11 protein-coding genes and 1 tRNA gene are annotated in these 17,723 nt (G+C 48.0%); 4 read left to right on the top strand and 8 right to left on the bottom strand.

The features are described from left to right. Positions 1-64: 64 nt before the first annotated feature. The gene (locus tag QUA47_RS08465; RefSeq protein WP_333430426.1) at positions 65-1,147 is read left to right on the top strand and encodes a glycosyltransferase family 1 protein; all 1,083 of its coding nucleotides are present in this window, start codon (positions 65-67) and stop codon (positions 1,145-1,147) included. Positions 1,148-1,359: 212 nt separating this feature from the next. Here the strand turns inward: QUA47_RS08465 and petG are convergent, their stop codons facing one another. Continuing rightward, on the bottom strand, positions 1,360-1,479 hold the full coding sequence (petG, locus tag QUA47_RS08470; protein WP_006632329.1) for a cytochrome b6-f complex subunit V: 120 nt from the start codon (positions 1,477-1,479) through the stop codon (positions 1,360-1,362). A gap of 180 nt (positions 1,480-1,659) precedes the next feature. On the opposite strand from petG, the gene QUA47_RS08475 reads away from it, so the two are divergent. Then, positions 1,660-2,040, top strand: a complete 381-nt coding sequence (locus QUA47_RS08475) for a c-type cytochrome (RefSeq protein ID WP_190656795.1) — start codon at positions 1,660-1,662, stop codon at positions 2,038-2,040. 145 nt (positions 2,041-2,185) lie between these two features. Here QUA47_RS08475 and QUA47_RS08480 read toward each other — a convergent pair whose 3' ends face one another. The 5 genes from QUA47_RS08480 to QUA47_RS08500 form a co-directional block, all read right to left on the bottom strand. Further along, complete coding sequence (locus tag QUA47_RS08480) at positions 2,186-7,531, bottom strand: DUF4347 domain-containing protein (protein WP_333430427.1); 5,346 nt, start codon at positions 7,529-7,531, stop codon at positions 2,186-2,188. Between the two features lie 693 nt (positions 7,532-8,224). Then, positions 8,225-8,584: an NIL domain-containing protein gene (locus tag QUA47_RS08485; protein WP_333430428.1), complete on the bottom strand. Its 360-nt coding sequence runs from the start codon at positions 8,582-8,584 to the stop codon at positions 8,225-8,227. 155 nt (positions 8,585-8,739) lie between these two features. Beyond that, on the bottom strand, positions 8,740-9,618 hold the full coding sequence (gene cysW / locus QUA47_RS08490) for a sulfate ABC transporter permease subunit CysW (protein WP_333283065.1): 879 nt from the start codon (positions 9,616-9,618) through the stop codon (positions 8,740-8,742). Further along, entirely contained in the window at positions 9,608-10,468 is an 861-nt protein-coding gene (gene cysT / locus QUA47_RS08495) for a sulfate ABC transporter permease subunit CysT (protein WP_333430429.1), read from the bottom strand. The genes cysW and cysT overlap by 11 nt, the downstream gene beginning before the upstream one ends. An 89-nt stretch (positions 10,469-10,557) precedes the next feature. Next, the gene (locus QUA47_RS08500; RefSeq protein WP_333430430.1) at positions 10,558-11,703 is read right to left on the bottom strand and encodes a sulfate ABC transporter substrate-binding protein; all 1,146 of its coding nucleotides are present in this window, start codon (positions 11,701-11,703) and stop codon (positions 10,558-10,560) included. Positions 11,704-12,068: 365 nt separating this feature from the next. Between QUA47_RS08500 and QUA47_RS08505 the strand changes: the two genes are divergently transcribed. Then, a complete protein-coding gene (locus tag QUA47_RS08505) occupies positions 12,069-14,225 on the top strand; it encodes a WD40 domain-containing protein (RefSeq protein WP_333283074.1) in 2,157 nt (718 codons plus the stop codon). Between the two features lie 139 nt (positions 14,226-14,364). After that, positions 14,365-14,437, top strand: a tRNA-Thr gene (locus tag QUA47_RS08510). Between the two features lie 177 nt (positions 14,438-14,614). On the opposite strand, the gene QUA47_RS08515 is transcribed toward QUA47_RS08510, so the two are convergent. Beyond that, positions 14,615-16,504 (bottom strand): aminopeptidase P family protein, encoded by a 1,890-nt coding sequence (locus tag QUA47_RS08515; RefSeq protein WP_333430431.1) that lies wholly within the window; start codon positions 16,502-16,504, stop codon positions 14,615-14,617. Positions 16,505-16,520: 16 nt separating this feature from the next. After that, positions 16,521-17,690 carry a pyridoxal phosphate-dependent aminotransferase gene (locus QUA47_RS08520; protein ID WP_333430460.1) on the bottom strand — a complete coding sequence of 390 codons (1,170 nt, stop codon included), beginning with the start codon at positions 17,688-17,690 and terminating at the stop codon, positions 16,521-16,523. Between the last annotated feature and the right edge of the window lie 33 nt (positions 17,691-17,723).

Below are 17,723 nucleotides of genomic sequence, written 5' to 3' on the forward strand. Positions count from 1 at the left end.
GTCCTCTGCGCCCTCTGCGGTTAAAAAAAATCCCACCAAAAAACCGCAATCTACATATTATCCCATGCCCAATCCCCAATCTAACTTACTAATCAACCTCTCCTTCCTAATTTCCAAACCAACCGGCTTAGCCATCTACGCCAAAAACCTATTTCCCCACCTAAAATCCCTCAATCCCACATTACTAACAGCAAAAAAAATTCCCAATAGCAACTGCTACCAAATCGCCGCCAATCTAACACCAGAACAAGGAATTAAAGGACACATCAACCGATTGGTGTGGACACAAACCAAACTTCCCAAAATTTACAAACAGCTAAAATCTAACCTGTTATTTTCCCCAATTCCCGAAGCTCCTTTATTTGCAGGTTGCCGCTATGTAATTACAGTACATGACTTGATAGCGCTGCGATTTCCCCGTCGCTTCGATCCTCTGACACCTTATCACCGCTACTACATTCCCCAAGTGCTGCGGCAGGCTCAACACGTCATTTGCGACTCAGAATCAACAGCCAAAGATATCGCTAATTTTTGTAATATTCCTACTAATTTAATTACGCCAATTTTCCCCGGATACGATACCAGTTTTTTCCGTTTTTTAGACTTACCAACAAGCAATTATTTTCTTTATATCGGTCGCCACAATCCGTATAAAAACGTGCAGCGAGTTGTAGCAGCATTTGCTGCTTTGCATCATAATTCCGAGTACGAATTGTGGATAGCAGGTTCGGAAGACAAACGCTATACGCCGCTGCTGAAGGCGCAGGTTCAAGAATTGGGATTGGTCGATCGAGTAAAATTCTTAGATTACCTCCCCGCAGCCGACTTGCCCAAAGTCATCAACCAAGCGATCGCGCTGGTTTTCCCCAGTCTTTGGGAAGGATTCGGCCTCCCCGTGCTTGAAGCAATGGGCTGCGGCACTCCTGTCATCACCTCTAACCTGTCTTCAATGCCCGAAGTGGCGGGGGGTGCAGCCTTATTAGTCAACCCCTACAGCGTCGAGGAAATTGCCTCTGCTATGCAAGAGCTTGCAGTCGATGCCAAAGTTCGATCGCACTTGCGGGATCTCGGTTTAGCCAGAGCAAAACAATTTAGCTGGGAAAAAACAGGGCTGCAAACTGCTGCTATTCTCGATCGATATCTTTAACGAAGGAAGAAGGAAGAAGGAAGAAGGAAGAGGGAAGAAGGAAGAGGGAAGAGGGAAGAGGGGAGAGGGAAGAGGGAAGAGGGAAGAGGGAAGAGGGAAGAGGGAAGAGGGAAGAAGGAAGAAGTCAGTAGGTAGATTAATGCCCCATGCCCCATGCCCAATTCCCAATTCCCCCTCCCCCTGACAGCCTGAGTGAGGGACTGTAGCCCCTTTTACTTATTGATACCCAACTGATCGCCGCGCTTGTACTGCTGATAAGCCGCAAAAAACAGCCCCGCCAGAGTAACAAAGATTAGACCCAGAACAATACCTGAAAGTAGCGGTTCTACCATGAGAGCTCCTTAACGTTAAGATTTAACAACCTATTTTTAATATTACCAGCACTTATACAGATGAATTTTCCCAAAAGCAGCCTTCCGTGGGTCTCAGAGCTTGCTCTCCCCGCTGCGAACGATTAAGCTATGTTATGAGAAATAAATTTTCTTGTAGATACTATTTTTAATTGAACTCCTTTGAATAACCAACTTGCCAGGAATGAAATTAAAAACCCGATCGAGCGACTTGCCATATTTGCGCTAGCGGTGTTGGTTGCCATCATGTTGGCGAGTATGACAATTCGTCAGTTTCAAGTCGCCGATCCTTACGTCAAAAGCGTACTATCCCTGACGGGCAACCCGTTTCAGGGTTCCGCCATCTTTCAAATGAACTGTGCGGGGTGTCACACATCGGTTTCAGAAAGTCAAGTCGGGCCCAACTTGCACGGAGTGTCCGAGCGCAAATCCGAATTCGATCTGATCCGGCAAGTCACCAGCGGGCAAACCCCACCAATGCCCCAGTTTCAGCCGAGTCCGCAAGAAATGGCAGACTTGCTAAAGTATCTCGAACAAATTTGACCAAAGAAGGGGAACGGAATTCGTTCCCCTTCTTTGGCAGAGCCTCTAAACATGGGTTTAGAGGCTCTGCTTTCGGGTAGTCCCTCTCTGCTGGGACGACAGGCAAGTGTAGGATCGGTTGCAACTGCCGAGTTCGATCTGCGGACTAAACCAACAAGCTAAAACTCTGAGCTGATAACTGGCTCGGCTGCACGCCCGTCACTATAGCCAAAATCTGGTCGCTGTTAGCAAGCCCGATCGCCGTGGAGCCATTAGTTTCGGTCAATGACAGTTGATTGAAGTCCAAGCCTCCCACCAACTCGATCGAATCCACTCCTTCGGTGAAGTTGAAAATGGTGTCAATTCCTCCGCTCGCTGACAAGACAAAGCCATTGCTGCCAATGCCGCCGACGAGGGTATCGCTGCCAATGCCACCAAAGAGCAAGTTATCGCCGGTGTCACCAAAGAGCAAATCATCGCCACTGCCGCCAATTAAGGTATTGTTACCCTCGCCGCCGCAGAGAGTGTCATTGCCTTGATCGCCAATTAGCACGTCATCGCCAGCGCCTCCCAAAATTACGTCATCGGCTTTGCCGCCGTACAATACGTCATTGCCTTCGTCACCAGAGAGAGAGTCGTTGCCACGATTGCCATAAATCGTATCGTTACCGCGATCGCCAAAAATCAGGTCAAAGCCTTTGCCACCGAAGAGAGTATCGCTATCGATGCCTCCGTAGACAGTATCGTTGGCAATATTGCCATTGATGTAGTCGCCGCCCCCTCGACCAAAGATCAAATCGTTGCCGCCCAACCCTAAGATAGAGTCATTGCCGACACTACCCACGATCGTATCGTCGCCGTTAGGGCCGTTGATCACATTACCCGCTGAAGAAGTGCCGGGATCATTGGGAGTAGCGATCCTGGGGAAGTTCTCAGGGCAAACCAAATCTGTCGGTACAGCAGGCGTCGGCGTCGGTGCAGCAGGCGTCGGCGTCGGCGTCGGTGCAGCAGGCGTCGGCGTCGGTGCAGCAGGCGTCGGCGTCGGCGTCGGTGCAGCAGGCGTCGGTGTCGGCGTCGGTGCAGCAGGCGTCGGCGTCGGCGTCGGTGCAGCAGGCGTCGGCGTCGGCGGTTCAGGTGGCCGTGGCGGCGTCGGCGGTTCAGGTGGAGGCGTCGGCGTCGGCGTCGGCGCTGGGAAGTTCCCGAAGTTGATGCCGGTGACAATAGCGCCTGAAGTTAGGGCGATGTCGGCCGGTTGGGGCGTGCTTTGGGTAAACCCAGGTTGGTTGACTTCCCTGACGCGGTAGGTTCCCGGGGTTAGGTTCGCGAACAGGTAGTTGCCACTGTTGTCTGTGGTAGTAGTAACAGGAGCAGGAGCAGTTCCAGCTACGACATTGGTTAACTGAATTTGGAAATTGGGTAAACCCGGTTCTCCAGCATCCTGAGTGCCATTGTTGTTGGTGTCTTGGAACTTCAGACCTCGGATCGCGCCTGGTTGTGGCAAGAAGTTGCCGAAGTCAATGCCGGTGATGTTATTTGGGGGATTAACAGTAACGGGGGCGGGGTTGGGGGTCGTCTGCGTCCAGCCGTTTTGCTGGACTTCCCTTACCTGGTAAGTACCTGCGGGTATATCTCGGAGAGTGTAGTTGCCCGCTGCATCAGTAATGGTAGTTGGTTCGCCCTGCTGAAACAATCCATCCGGATTGATACTGTCGAGGAATATTTGCCAGTTAGCTAGCCCCAATTCTCCGGCATCCTTAACGCCGTTGTTGTTGAGGTCATTGAATTTTTGACCGCTGATTGTGCTCGACTGGAAGTTGCCGAAGTTGATATTAGTGATGTCTTGACCGCTGGTGACAGTGATGTCGGCGGGGTCGGGGGTAGTTTGCGTCCAAGTAGGCTGCAAGACTTCCCGCACCTTGTAGGTTCCTGCTGACAAATCGAGGAATTTGTAGTTGCCTGCGGGATCGGTGTCAGTGTTCGCTTCTCCCGTGTCGAGAGTGCCGTTGTTGTTGGTATCGAGGAAGAATTTCCAATTGGGAAGTCCTAGTTCCCCGGTATCTTGTACCCCGTTGTTGTTGAGGTCATTGAACTTCCGACCACTAATCGAGTTGGGCTTGAAGTTGCCGAAGTTGTTGTTTTGGGAGTTTGTACCGCTGGTGACGGCGATCGTAAACGCGCCTGAAAGGGTAGGCGTGGCTGGGTTGACGGGGGGTACAGTTTGCGTCCAGCCAGTTTGTGGCACTTCCCGCACTGTATAAGTGCCGGCTGTAAGGTCGTCGATCTCATACTGACCCGTAGCATCCGTGATTTCGCTTTCTTCATCAGCATCGAAGGTGCCGTTATTGTTGGCATCCACGTAGATTCTCCAGCCTCCTAGGGGTTGTTCTGCTGGCGCATCTTGGATGCCATTTTTGTTGAGATCGTTAAATTTAATCCCGCTGATTTTGCCCAACTGGAAGTTGCCAAAGTCTTGAGCCGTAATGTTTGTGCCACTGACCGGGTTAATTGTATAAAAAGCCGGGCCGGCGGTTTGTGAGAAACCAGTCGGTACGTCTTGTCTCACAAAGTGCCGACCGGAGCCGACGTTGGCAAAGCTATACGTCCCAGCAGCCGCTGGCGCTGTTCCGGTACCTTGAAAGGCGATTTCCGCGTCACCGCTATCTAAAGTGCTGTTATTGTTAGTATCTTTGAACAAGCGAACGATAGTAGTAACGGGGGAGGGCGTATCGTCGGCAGAGAAGCCGTTGCCTGTGAGGTCAGTGAATTTGGTGCCGCTAACGGTGATGTTTTGGAAAACGCCGAAGTTTTGACCGGTGACGGGAGTACCGCTTTGGGCACTAACTAGAATTGGGGTAGCGGGGAAAGAAATACTGGAGTTGGCTGGGGCAGTGGCTTGTATCAGGTAATTCCCGGGGCCGATATTTGAGAATAGGTAATCTCCGGCTCCCGCACTCGTTACCGGCGCGCCCACAACCGTATCTGTGCCGACTTCTAGCGTGCCGTTGAGGTTGGTGTCTTTGTATAAAGTGACCGTGACGCCGTTGAAGGTGGGGTCGGTGGAAATGTCTAAGACGGCGTTGCCGGCGACATCGGTGTAGGTTTTGCCCGCGATCGATGTCAGTTGGAAGTTGCCAAAGTCTCGGCCCGTAGCAGCGTCAGCAACACCTGTGCTGTAGGGAGTTGCGCCTGTAGCGGGGAGAGTTTGCTGCCAACCAGTTACTGCCACTTCCTTAATCGGGCTGTTAGTCTTCGTGTCGAGGAGGGTGTATGTACCTCCTGTGGCGACGGTAGCCTGCTCTTCAGTGGGGTCCGGCGCATTGTTGTTGTTGTCGTCTACATAAATAACAAAGTTTTGCGCTGGAGTTGTGGCGGTGGCATCAGTCCCGTCTTTAACGCCATTGCCATTGAGGTCATTGAATTTCTGACCAGTAATTGTGGGGCCGTACTCATAAGCGCCGATATCAACAGCGCCGTTGACGGTACGGGCAAAGGGAATGTTAAATTCAGTGCCACGTTGGTCAGTAGTAAGAGCCGCACCAGTTATTGCGTTGAGGGCGGTGGCTGCGTTGCCGAGATTGATGACAGGATTGCCAGGACTATTAATTAAGTTGTGGGTTGGGACGATGCCACCGAAATTCTTGCCTAGTGCGCCCAGCCAAGGGGGGAGGGTTCCCGGCGTACCACCTGTAGTAACGTTGTTAGCACCTGCGGTGATGGTGTTAATTTCGGGGGTGACTCCGCCAGAGTTGCTAATGACGATTGTGTTGTTGACGTTAGCTATCCCAGAGTTGAATACGCCGCCGCCATTGTCGCTGGCAGTGTTGAGGGCAATGGTAGTGTTCGTCAAATTAGCCGTAGCACCTGTGTTGACAAAAATCGCGCCACCTAAGCCCTGACCAGCAATACCGTTGCCCCCAGCGGCACCACCTGTCACTTTATTTGCGCTAAAGGTGCTGTTGCTCACCTTTAAGGTGCTGCCTGTATTGAGGAAAATAGCACCTCCTAAACCAGCGCCACCGCCACCGCCAGTAGTACCACCGGCACCAGCACCGCCACCGCCACCAGCACCACCAGTGCTTCCAGCACCACCGCCACCACCAAAGCCACCAGCACCACCGACACCAACAGTACCAGCGATACCAGGAACAGTACCAGTACCAGCAGCACCACCAAGGCCACCAGGGCCGCCACCGCCACCGACACCGCCAGCACCACCAGCACCGCCAACACCACCATTACCACCGTTACCAGTGCCAGTCCCATTCTGGCCAGCACCACCAGTGCCACCACCACCACCGCCGCCACCGAAGGCTCCTGCACCGCCAGTACCACCAGCACTACCATTGCCTCCAGGACCATTGGTTGCACCACCAGTACCGCCAATGCCACCAGTACCACCAGTACCACCAGGGAAGCCAGTACCACCAGCCAGAGCAGTACCACCAATACCACCGGCACCATCGGGTGTACCACCAATACCACCGGCACCAGCAGCACCCGGGGTACTACCTACGCTACCGGTGCTTAAGTCGCTGTTGCCACCTGCACCACCGCTCCCGAGCGCACCTGCACCACCTGTTGCTGTATTGCTAGCAAAGGTAACGCTGTCAATATTGACAGTACCCTTGTTGATAAAAAGTGCGCCACCTAAGCCAGCGCCGCCACCACCACCAAGAGTTCCCGGTTTGCCAATTGCTACTCCATTTTGAAGTGTGAGGTTAGATAAGGTGACTGTGGCAGTGGTGTCAACGAAAAATAGTCGGCTATTACCACCGCCGTCGATCGTAATTCCAGTTGTAGTGCTGCCAACAAAGTTAACAGGGTTACTAATTACAGGCAGAACTTGTCCGGGACTGAAGGTGATAGGACCAGTGATGTTGATATCATCAGCATCCGGCAGGACATTAGCAAAAAGGATGGCGTTGTTCAGACTGGTAAAGTCGGTAGCGGTAAAGGTTGCTAACACGCCACTGTAAGCTTCCCTCGCCTCCGCAGAAAATGCCAAAGGTGTTTGAATGTTGCCCGTAGTTACTTCGAGTTCCCAGTCTCCACCCAACGCAGCATTCCCAGTCAAGTTATCGGAAGCGGCAATATTTGCTCCCGTGAGCTGGCTCAGCCTTTCCACGAAAGCCACACCTGCTTCTGTGGCGGCGACGTTGCAACCGTAAAGCAGAATTTCGGGTTTAGCTGTAATTGGAGAGTTAGAGTTTGCCTCAGTTGTTGGCAAAGCAAACCATGTTTCTAAATAATTGCGGTAGCTTTCAATGTTGCTGAGATTTAGTTCTGTTGCTCCCAGTTGCAAGCTGGCTGCTGCGCCGTGAGACAAAATGTGGACGGCTGCAATGTTTTGCCGCTGTTTAAGTGTTTCGGCGATTTGCTCGATGCCGTCGCGATCGGCTTTCAGAATAACAATTTCTGTATCGGGAGTGACCGTTTCTGTTAAACTTTCGCAATCTTTAACTTGTGAATCTGCAAAAACTATCTGGTGTTTCGGTTCTTTATAGAGTTCCACGTTTAAATTCTCCTGGTACACGCACACATCAAATTCATAGCACAAAGCAACCGCAGCAGCGATCGATCTTTTTCCGGTGCGGATGAGAGTCGATCGCCCCTAACTTTCACCTCACCTAACTTTCACCTAAATTGAATATTGACAAAAACGTTCTTTTATGCTGCCATGCCCTAACAGAGTTAGTTTGATGGTTGAGAAGTTTTAAAGGGGAATATTGTTCCGGCTGTTTCCCAAAAAGTTGGACGAAACTTGCGCGCTGTTTTATGCTCTACCCGAAATGGATAAAGTACCAGATTTTATAAAAATTGTCAATCAAATAATTAACCGATGGCGATCGATATTTGTGAGTCAAGAGTTATCAATCACGGTTATTAGCTGTAAGCTGATATTATTTGGTAGTTGTTGGCTGCTGAATGATATGTATGTGCGATCCTCTTCTGCAACCTTCGCTAACGAACAACCGCAATCAAATTGCTTGGTTGTAAGGAATACAAGTCCTCTGAGTTTTATGAGGACTTGCATTCCTCACTAGAAGCGTGATAACGGTAATTTTACAGGAAGAGATATGCGGACTCATGACTAACATTCCTGGAGGCTATTAGACTCAATACACCGCCTAGAATAAATAAAATTATGCGTGTCAGTGCAGAATATTAACTCCTCTTCCAGGTTGGTGCGTGCAAGACTTACTAATTACCAACTTTCTTCATCGGGATTATTGGAATTGCTCCAGATTTCCACATCTAAATCATTGAGATAAATTAGAGCAGTTTCAATCTGTTTACTTGTACCGTTAAGTTCCAAGTCAAACCAACCGTCATCTAAAGTTTTGACACCCAACAAAGCGGCATTAAAATTCACCGTCAAACCGTATTCAGAAATCAGGTTAGAGATCACAGGTTCCTGATGGTACTGTTTAGGAACACGAATGCGAATGCGGGTTTGAGTTGGTCTGCTGTCAGCACTATCAGATTTGGGAATATCTGATTCTTGGGTTTTGTGAAAATTGCCGATCACCTCAAATTCAGATTCGCTAGTGTTGTGAGCTAACATTTGGGCCTCCTAATGTTTGTTTCAGTTTACATTTTGCACCAATATCTTGTAGGGTGCCAAGCTGCGATATTTTCCAGATTCCAAGCAGATTGTCGATAGATCCCCACCCTACTAATGACTAACAACTTCGTACCCTACAGCCTAATGACTGATGATTATTCTTCAACCTCCTTAATGCTAGTTTTTCGTTCCAAAATCTCCTTAAGCACGAGGGTAATAACTCCTAAAAAACCTAGAATTACCGCCGCTGAAAATGCGGCTTGCGTCGCGTACTGCTTGTAAGCATCCTCTACAAACAAAGGCAAAGTTTGGGTTTTTTTAGCAATATTTCCCGACACCACAGAGACGGCTCCAAATTCTCCCATTGCTCTAGCATTGGTCAAAATTACTCCGTAAAGCAATCCCCAGCGAATACTGGGAAGCGTGACATTCCAGAAAATTTGCCAGTCATTTGCTCCCAAAGTTTTGGCCGCCTCTTCTTGATCTGTACCCACTTCTTCCAAAACAGGAATTACTTCGCGGGCTACAAAAGGCAAGGTAACAAAAGCAGTAGCCAGCACCATTCCAGGGAAGGCAAAAATAACCTTGATATTGGCGGCCTCCAGCCACGGCCCGAACCATCCCACCCGACCGTAAAGCAATACAATCATTAAACCTGCAACTACGGGAGATATGGCAAACGGCACGTCTAAAATGCTGATTAATAGCGTGCGCCCCCGAAATTTATTGCGACCAATTACCCAGGCTGCACATAAACCGAAGACTGTATTTACAGGCACGACAATCAGAGAAATCACCAGGGTAAGTTGCGCTGCGTGCAGAAAATCGGGCGAGGTTAAGTTAGAAAAAAATGGCTCAAATCCCTTTCGGAAAGCTTGGTAAAAAACGTTGACCATGGGGATAAATAAGACGAGAGCAAGATAGCCGCTTGCAATTCCGATTAAGGTGGGTTTTACCCAGGCTTTCTCCTGACTCCGACTAGAACCCGCAGGCGGAAATTTGTAATCAGCGGGTGAATTGATATTAGCCGTCATAGCGTCTTCTCCATGCTTGTAAGAGATTAATTGCGAACAGCATTGTCAGCGAAATACCTAACAGGATAGTGCCGATAACTGTGGCTCCTGCATAGTCGTACTGTTCCAATCTTTGAAAAATTAATACTGGCGCGATTAAATCTTTGAAGGGTATGTTAGAAGCTACAATTACAGTAGAGCCATACTCGCCAACCGCTCGCGAAAACCCGAGGGCAACTCCGGTTAAAATAGACGGGAACAGCGGCGGTAAAACTACTCGCCAGAAGGTTTGAAATTGAGAAGCACCCAAGCACCAAGCTGCTTCTTCGATGTCTTTTTCCATTTCGTTTAAAACTGGCTGTACAGTCCGCACGATAAAGGGCAAGGAAATAAAGATCATCGCTATTCCTACGCCCAAGCGAGTAAATGATATCTTGATTCCCAAGGGTGCAAATAGCCCGCCGATCCAGCCGTTATCGCTGTAAACTGTGGCGAGAGTTAAACCCGCGACGGAGGTTGGCAGTGCAAAAGGTAAATCAACTGCTGCATCGACAACCCGTTTTAAGGGAAAGTCGTAGCGGACTAATACCCAGGCAATTAATGTGCCGAATACTCCGTTAATTAATGCCGCAATTAATGCCGTAACGAAGGTGACATCGTAGGCGGAAAGGGCGATCGGACTGGTGGCAATTGCCCAAAATTCGGCGGGGTTTGCTGTGCTGGCTTTCAGGAGCATTGCTGCAACTGGGAGCAATAGCATTAAGCTGAGGTAGCCTAGGGTGATTCCCCAAGGTAAGGTGATTTTGCCGATCGCCTTTTTGATATTTTCGATCGGAGATTCAGGGTTGCTGGTTGGAGATGATACAGCCATAAGTGAATAGTTTTGAGTTGCCAAGAATAGTGAATCTTTTAGATACCCGACAACTTCGAGGAAGTCGGGTATCTGAGCCTTCTGTTTTTTTACTGTTTAATTGAACCTTGGATTTTGTCAAAAACAGCTCCGTCATCGAAGAATTTCTGCTGAATATCTCCCCAACCTCCTAAGTCTTGAGCTGTAAATAGGGTTTTGATGGGGGCATATTTTTTGACAAATTCTGGTTCCGCCGCTACTGTCGCATCTACTGGGCGGAAGCCTACTTTGGCAAATTCTCGCTGAGCTTCTGGGGTGTAGAGAAACTTGACAAATGCTTCGGCGACTTCGCGAGTACCGTGTTTATCCACGTTTTTATCGACGATGGCAATCGGATTGTCGATCGAAACATTGACTTCGGGAATACTATAAGTCGGTTTTTCGCCTTTCTCACCTGCCAGAAAAATCTCGTTTTCGTAGTTAATTAAGGCGTCGCCTTGCCCTTGTTTGAAAAATACATCAGTGGCTTCGCGGGCATCTTTAGTCAGAATCGGGACGTTTTTGTAGACTTTGCTAGTAAAGTCTAATGCTTTGGTTTCGTCTCCTCCGGTTTTAACAACCGAGCCCCAAAGTGCGAGGAAATTCCAACGGGCAACGCCTGATGTTTTGGGATCGGCAGTAATCACTTTTACTCCGTCTTGGCTTAAATCTTCCCAGGTTTTGATGTTTTTGGGATTGCCTTCGCGGGTGACTATTGCTCCTACGGATTTACTGACTATGCCTTCGTTGGGAACTTCTTTTTCCCACCCAGGTTGAATTAGTCCGGCTTTTTCGATTTTTGCAGTGTCGAGGGCGAGGGCTAGGTGTACGATGTCGGCTTCTAAACCGTCAATTACAGCCCGAGTTTGGGAACCGGAACCGCCGTAGCTTTGGTTAAAAGTGACGGTTTGACCCTTTTCTTTTTGCCACTGTTCTACGAATTTGGGAATTATGGCTTCGTGGGCGGCTTTCGTGACGGCGAAGGATACTAGGGTTAATTCTACGTTGCCTTTGTTGGCTGCTGGGCTAGCACCGCCTGGAGTGGCTGCGGGGTTGTTGGTGCTTCCCTGGCCGCAGGATGCAACGGCCAGACTTAAAGTTATTCCGACTAAAAATAGCGACACAAATCTTTTGAGGGCAGTAAATGATTGATTTGTGCTGGCTGATGGCTGTTGCGGCCAGTGAAGGTGTTGATTTAGGCGTTGCCACGGACTCATTATATTTGTTCCTCTAGAAAAAGTACGGTTATTGGGTCGGAATACCGTAATTATGGTTGTGAAGTACGATTATAGACAAGAGCGAGTCAAATGGCAACAAAAAAAATGAATTGGGGGAACTCAGGGTCGATCGCATATTCTGATGTCTTTTCCCTCGGTGCTTTCGATTCAGATTTGGGGTAAAATGTAAAGTGTATAAATACTATTATTGAGTTAAGGTGCTCAACTTGCGCGGCTGCACGATACGCCCTACGATTACCATCGGCCGCTCGCTCAAATGTAATAGCCCTGCCAAGAGTCCCCGCCCCAGGGGGATATGTCTGACTCGCGCGATCGCCCTTAAGTAAGAAAAAGTTTTAACTGGTATGTCCTTACCCCGCCCTGTCTCAGACACCCTAATTGAACTGTTGAAGCCTGTAGCCTCTGAATTGGGAGAAAGATTGGGAGCAAGCGCTGTCAACGAACGCTATGCAGAAATTGAGCCGTCGGGTTCTTCAGCTTTGAACCAGCAAATCAAAAAAGACCCCCGCTGGATTAAAGCACAAATGAGATATTTGCAGCGGCAGCAGGCCAGAGAACAACAATTAATCGCCCTCGCCGACGCAGAAGAATGGGCAAAGGAAGAACGTGTTAATCGAATTAAGGCACAAGAATTGAGAGATAAGCGGGCAATTAGCCGGCTTTGCCGCGACTTAATGCGAGAGTTTCAATCAGAAGCAATTCGAGTTAAGCTGAGCGAAATTCAAACTATTTGGGACAGGGACAACTGGTTTTCTAATTTGAGCAGGCAGGAAACTGAACAGATTTTGCAGCAGCAGCAGCACCGATTGCTGCTGTTAGTTGCTCCCGCAAAAATTAGCGAAGATTGCCCGGATTCGTTTCGCCACAATCTAAATATCGAGCTGCCGGCTAAGTTAAGAGCTTTTTTGAATCAGCACTACCCGCAGCACGGAGATGTGTGTCCGGTTCAATTTTACGGAGACTATTTCAAAAAATCGATTTCTGATATTGATGTCGAGCGGTTGCAGAGTGTTTTGTCTCCCGTACCTACAGCTATACTCTACAGCGATATCAGCGATTATGAAGTTAATTTTCATGTCGGTTTTTGGGGAATCATAAATCAGAGCGTTTCTCTAGTGGCGATGCAGCCTTGGAATTGGGAAGAGGTTTATCACCAGTTGGAAGCGCAGGGAAAAGATGAAAAACTGAGCCTGCGGATTATTAGGCAAATAATTGTGACTATTCACAAGTTATTGGCGGCTTTTTTAGCGGATTTGTATTATTTAAATATCGATTTTACTCACGAACCTCAGTTATTTAAATTAGAGGCGGAATTTGCTCAGGAATGGTTTTCTAAAGATTGGGCACAACCGTATATTGAAACTCTTAAAGAAATTCAGGAGCAGCAGCGAATAGTCTATAAGGGAGAGATGCGGCGGCTGGCGCTTCGAGAGGCGAAAGCTAAGGCGGAACGCCAGCGTTTGGAGGAAGCTGAACTCAAACGCAGAGAGGAAGCTGAGGCGGCATCTAAGCGGGTGAAGGAATTAGCTCACAAATTAAAACATCAGAAATGGCGGTGTGTATATACGCTGCCAGGACATTTATCGTTTGTGAATTCTCTGGCGATTAGCCCTGACGGTAAAATTCTGGCTAGCGGTAGTTGGGATAAAACTATTAAGATTTGGAATTTAGAAACAGCGGAATTAATTGGCACTCTGACGGGACATTCCGATCGCGTAAATTCCGTTGCTATTAGCTATGACGGAAAAATGTTGGTCAGCGGCAGTTCGGACGAAACGATTAAGTTTTGGAATTTGCACACCGGTGATTTGCTGTGTACTTTTCCGGGACATTCTATGGAGGTGAATTCGGTGGCGATTAATCCGAAGCGCCAGGTAATTGCTAGCTGCGGCGGGGCTGATAATACGATTAAGCTGTGGAATTTGCGGAGTGGTGAGTTGCTGCGGACTTTGAGGGGTCATTCTGACAATGTGAATGCGGTGGTTTTTAGCCCAGACGGTAAAATATTGGCGAGTGGCAGTTCGGATGCAACTAGCAAGGTTTGGGATGTGGAAAGCGGCAATTTGCTGCGGACTCTTTCGGGGTTGAATGTTGGGGTGAATTCGGTGGCGATCGCGCCGGACGGTCAGATTCTTGCTAGCGTGAGCAATGATTATACGATTAAGCTGCGGAATTTGCACACGGGCAGTTTGTTGCGGATTTTAAATACTAATTCTGGAAGGGGAAAGGGTGAAACGAATTTAGGAACGAATGAGGCGGTGCATATTTTGCAGAATTATGTGAGTCGGGGCGAGTCGGTTGCTATCAGTCGGGACGGTTTGACTTTGGTGAGTGGGTGCGATGAGAATACGATTAATATTTGGAATTTGCAGACGGGGGAGTTGTTGAGCGCTCTTAAGGGACATTCGGGTACTGTGTACTCGGTGGCGATCGCACCTTCGGGCAATTTGCTCGCCAGCGGCAGTGCGGATCAGACGATTAAGATTTGGCGCTGCGATTAGTTAATTGGCAGTGGGCAGTGGGAAGTGGGCAGACAATTCCGGTTTTGCCCTTACGGGGAGGGGTTTTGAGGGAATTTGAAAAAAAAATGGCTGGGGGGGTTGCGCTGATGACTATAAGTTTGCTATATTAATTTTCACTGCTGGTGTAACTCAGTTGGTAGAGTAGCTGATTTGTAATCAGCCTGTCGCAGGTTCAAATCCTGTCACCAGCTTTATAGCAGTTTTCAATCGGATTAAATAATCGGATTAAATAAAGTAGGGACACGGCAGTGCCGTGTCCCTATCTGATATAGGCTATTTTGTACCTTTGGGGCGGGCTCGCCTGCCCACCCCACAAGAGTTTTAATAAAAAGAGGTGCACAAGTTAAATGTGCGACAAATTACAAGGCTTAACCTAACGCAGCGCAGGCTGTTTTCAACCATTCAATGGCTGCTGCATCAAGTACGGGTTCCAGTTTCTCGACTACCGAAGCGTGATAATTATTCAACCATGCTAGTTGAGTCTTTGACAGTCGATCGACATTTATCAATTTGCGCTCAAACGGAATATACGTCAGCGATTCAAATCCGTACCAAACCGAACCGTTTTTTGATGGCATTTCCCTGACAACATAGAGATTTTCGATGCGAATTCCGCCCCATCCCGGTTCGTAATATCCCGGTTCGATGCTAGTTACCATTCCCGCTTCCAGGGGATACTGCACAGATTTGCTGATGCCGTTTGGCCCTTCGTGACCGGCTAAAAACGCGCCGACTCCGTGCCCGGTGCCATGTCCGTAGTCTAGCTGTTCTTGCCATAATACCGCACGGGCGATCGCATCTAATTGCGCTCCCGTTGTTCCTTTGGGGAATTGCTGCATTGCACAGTTGATGTGCGCGATTAAAACTGTGGTGTAGTGTTCTATTTGTAGCGCCGTCGGTTCTCCGATACTTATTGTTCTCGTATCGTCGGTTGTACCTGCTAAATATTGCGCGCCTGAATCCAGCAGCAGCAATTCTCCGGGTTTTAAGGTGACTTCTGGGCTGGGGGTTCCGTAATGTACGATCGAGCTATTAGCTCCCGCACCGGCGATGGTTCTAAAAGTTAAAGTCTGAAAATCTGTTTCTTCCTGGTAAAATCTTTCGATGCTTTCTTTGACATCAAACTCTGTTAACACCTTACCATTTTCTAGCTGTTCAGTCAACCACTTTAAAGTCAAAGTTTTCGCTCGACTTGCTTTGAAATTGGCTGATTTCATTTGCTCGATTTCAACCGGATTTTTGCGAGCTTTCATCCCTTCTACCGGATGCGTCTCAAAAACTATCTCGATGTTGTATAACTGCGCTTCTTGATGGTTTAATATTAACTGGTACGTGCCTGCTGTGCTGTGTTTCGGGTCTAAAAGTACCCGAACTTTATGTGGCAAATTTACGCAAGTTTCTAATGTATGCGGATAGTCTGCGTAGGGAAGCAAAGTTACATCCGCCCGCAATTCTTGCTTGATTTCTAGTGAAATTCGTTCGGTATTTGTAAACAAAAATGCTGAATCTGTGGTGACAATGGCATAGGATATGAAAATGGGAATGTGGGGAATATCCGAGCCTCGGAGGTTGAACAGCCACGCTATTTGATTGAGGTTGGTAATCGGAAGCACATCGATGTTGGCTTTTTGCATCGCTTCCCTGACTCGGGCTAATTTTTCGGCGGCGGTTTCTCCGGTCAGGGATACAGGTAAGCTAAATATGGGCTCTGCATCAATCGCGGGTAAAGTCTCTGCTGTTTGCCAAGGAGTTTGCGATCGCACTTTGTCTGTCAAATTCTCCCGGATTGGTATGAGCTCAATCTCTGCATTCGCGAATTTTTTCACCCAATTTTGATATTGCTCTGTCGCTACGGTAAACGGATCAAAACCCAGGCGAATTTTTGTTGATTTTTCGGCCGATTCTACAGCCAGTTTTTCTAAAGTTTCAATTAAGGTTAAATTTCCTTCTAAGCCGAGTTTCGATATTTGAATAATTCCAGTATCGACTTGCAATTCGGCTTGTTCGTAGTAGCGGGAATCCACAAACAACCAAGCGGCATCTTTACCAACCAACAAATCACCAGCGGAACCCGTAAAACCGCACATCCAAGCTCGTCGTTGCTTGGCTGCTGGAACTGATAAGTTTAAGTGTTCGTCAACCGCTGGGATGTAATAGCAATCTAATTCATAATCTGCCATCAAATCGCGCAAGTCTGCCAGTCTTGCAGCGGAGGTATCTTGGATATTTGTATTTGCTTTTAAATTAGTGGCAACCATGTTAAATCTTCCTATTTTACTTGTTTAAAATTGTCTTCAAACCTTTAACTAATCTCCTAATACCTGCGGTGGCGGTTGCTTTTTCCAAAGCACCGTAAGCAACACGCAAATAGCAGCCACTATCCATGCCGAAGGTTGTACCGGGAAGCACTGCTACGTGATATTCGCGAATTAATTTTTCTACTAATTCCATTGTATCGATTTCAGTATCAACTTTCAAGAAAAAGTAGAACGCTCCGCAGGCTGGGGAAATTGTACACAAATTTTGGATGGTATTGAGTTCGTCTAATACGAGTTGTCGCACAGAGGCGATCGCCCTTACATAATTATCGCAGTAACCTCTACCAACTTGCAAGGCTCCCAAGGCTGCATATTGAGAAATTACTGGGGGACAAATTAAGATTGTATCTTGAATCTTTCTCACTGAAACGAGCAAGTGTTCTGGGATTACCATATACCCGATCCGCCAACTCGCAAAACCGTAGGCTTTGGAGAGGCTAAACAGAGAAATTGTATGTTCGCTGCTGTGGGGAAAAGCGGCGGGCGAACAGTGTTTGACGCCGTTATAAGTAAAATATTCATAAGCTTCATCGCTGATGTGATAGATGTTGTGCTGGCGACAAATCTCGTTAACTTCCCGCAGTGCTTCGGAAGGATAAACAACACCAGTGGGATTATTTGGTGAAATGGTAACTATGGCTCGCGTTTTGTCGGTAATTGCTTTTTTTAGAGCATCAATATTAAGTTGATAATTGGTGTCAGTTTCTACTATCACAGGTCGGCAACTTGCCATAATGGCCGCCATTTCGTGGTTGAAGTAATAAGGTGATTGGATAATAACTTCGTCTCCCGCCGAAGTGATAGCGAGAATGGCGTTGGTAAATCCCATGTTGCTGCCGGCGCTAACCACAATACAGTTTTTGCTGTTAATTTCTATGTCGTTATCGGTTTTTAGTTTGGCTGCGATAGCATCTTGTAATTGTGGAATTCCTTCCACGGCTTTGTATTTGTGATTGTCGGTATTTGCGAAGAATTCTGGAATTCGGTCAAATGATTCTTGTGGCGGATTGTAGTAAACTACGCCTTGTCCTAAGGATATTGTTCCCGGATTTTGGCGGATCAGTTCGCCAACTACTGGAATTATTGGCGACTGTACCGATTGCATTCGAGTCGGGTGATTTTTCATCATATATTATAGGTAATTGTAGGGGCAGGTTTA

This window comes from Microcoleus sp. MON2_D5 (genome assembly GCF_036701905.1).
Classification (GTDB): Bacteria; Cyanobacteriota; Cyanobacteriia; order Cyanobacteriales; family Microcoleaceae; genus Microcoleus.

Bases quoted from the DNA above. Each gene is read 5' to 3' on its own strand.
- QUA47_RS08515 (WP_333430431.1), bottom strand. From the start codon at position 16,504: ATGGTTGCCACTAATTTAAAAGCAAATACAAATATCCAAGATACCTCC.
- QUA47_RS08520 (WP_333430460.1), bottom strand. From the start codon at position 17,690: ATGAAAAATCACCCGACTCGAATGCAATCGGTACAGTCGCCAATAATT.
- cysT (WP_333430429.1), bottom strand. From the start codon at position 10,468: ATGGCTGTATCATCTCCAACCAGCAACCCTGAATCTCCGATCGAAAAT.
- QUA47_RS08500 (WP_333430430.1), bottom strand. From the start codon at position 11,703: ATGAGTCCGTGGCAACGCCTAAATCAACACCTTCACTGGCCGCAACAG.
- QUA47_RS08465 (WP_333430426.1), top strand. From the start codon at position 65: ATGCCCAATCCCCAATCTAACTTACTAATCAACCTCTCCTTCCTAATT.
- cysW (WP_333283065.1), bottom strand. From the start codon at position 9,618: ATGACGGCTAATATCAATTCACCCGCTGATTACAAATTTCCGCCTGCG.
- petG (WP_006632329.1), bottom strand. From the start codon at position 1,479: ATGGTAGAACCGCTACTTTCAGGTATTGTTCTGGGTCTAATCTTTGTT.
- QUA47_RS08485 (WP_333430428.1), bottom strand. From the start codon at position 8,584: ATGTTAGCTCACAACACTAGCGAATCTGAATTTGAGGTGATCGGCAAT.
- QUA47_RS08505 (WP_333283074.1), top strand. From the start codon at position 12,069: ATGTCCTTACCCCGCCCTGTCTCAGACACCCTAATTGAACTGTTGAAG.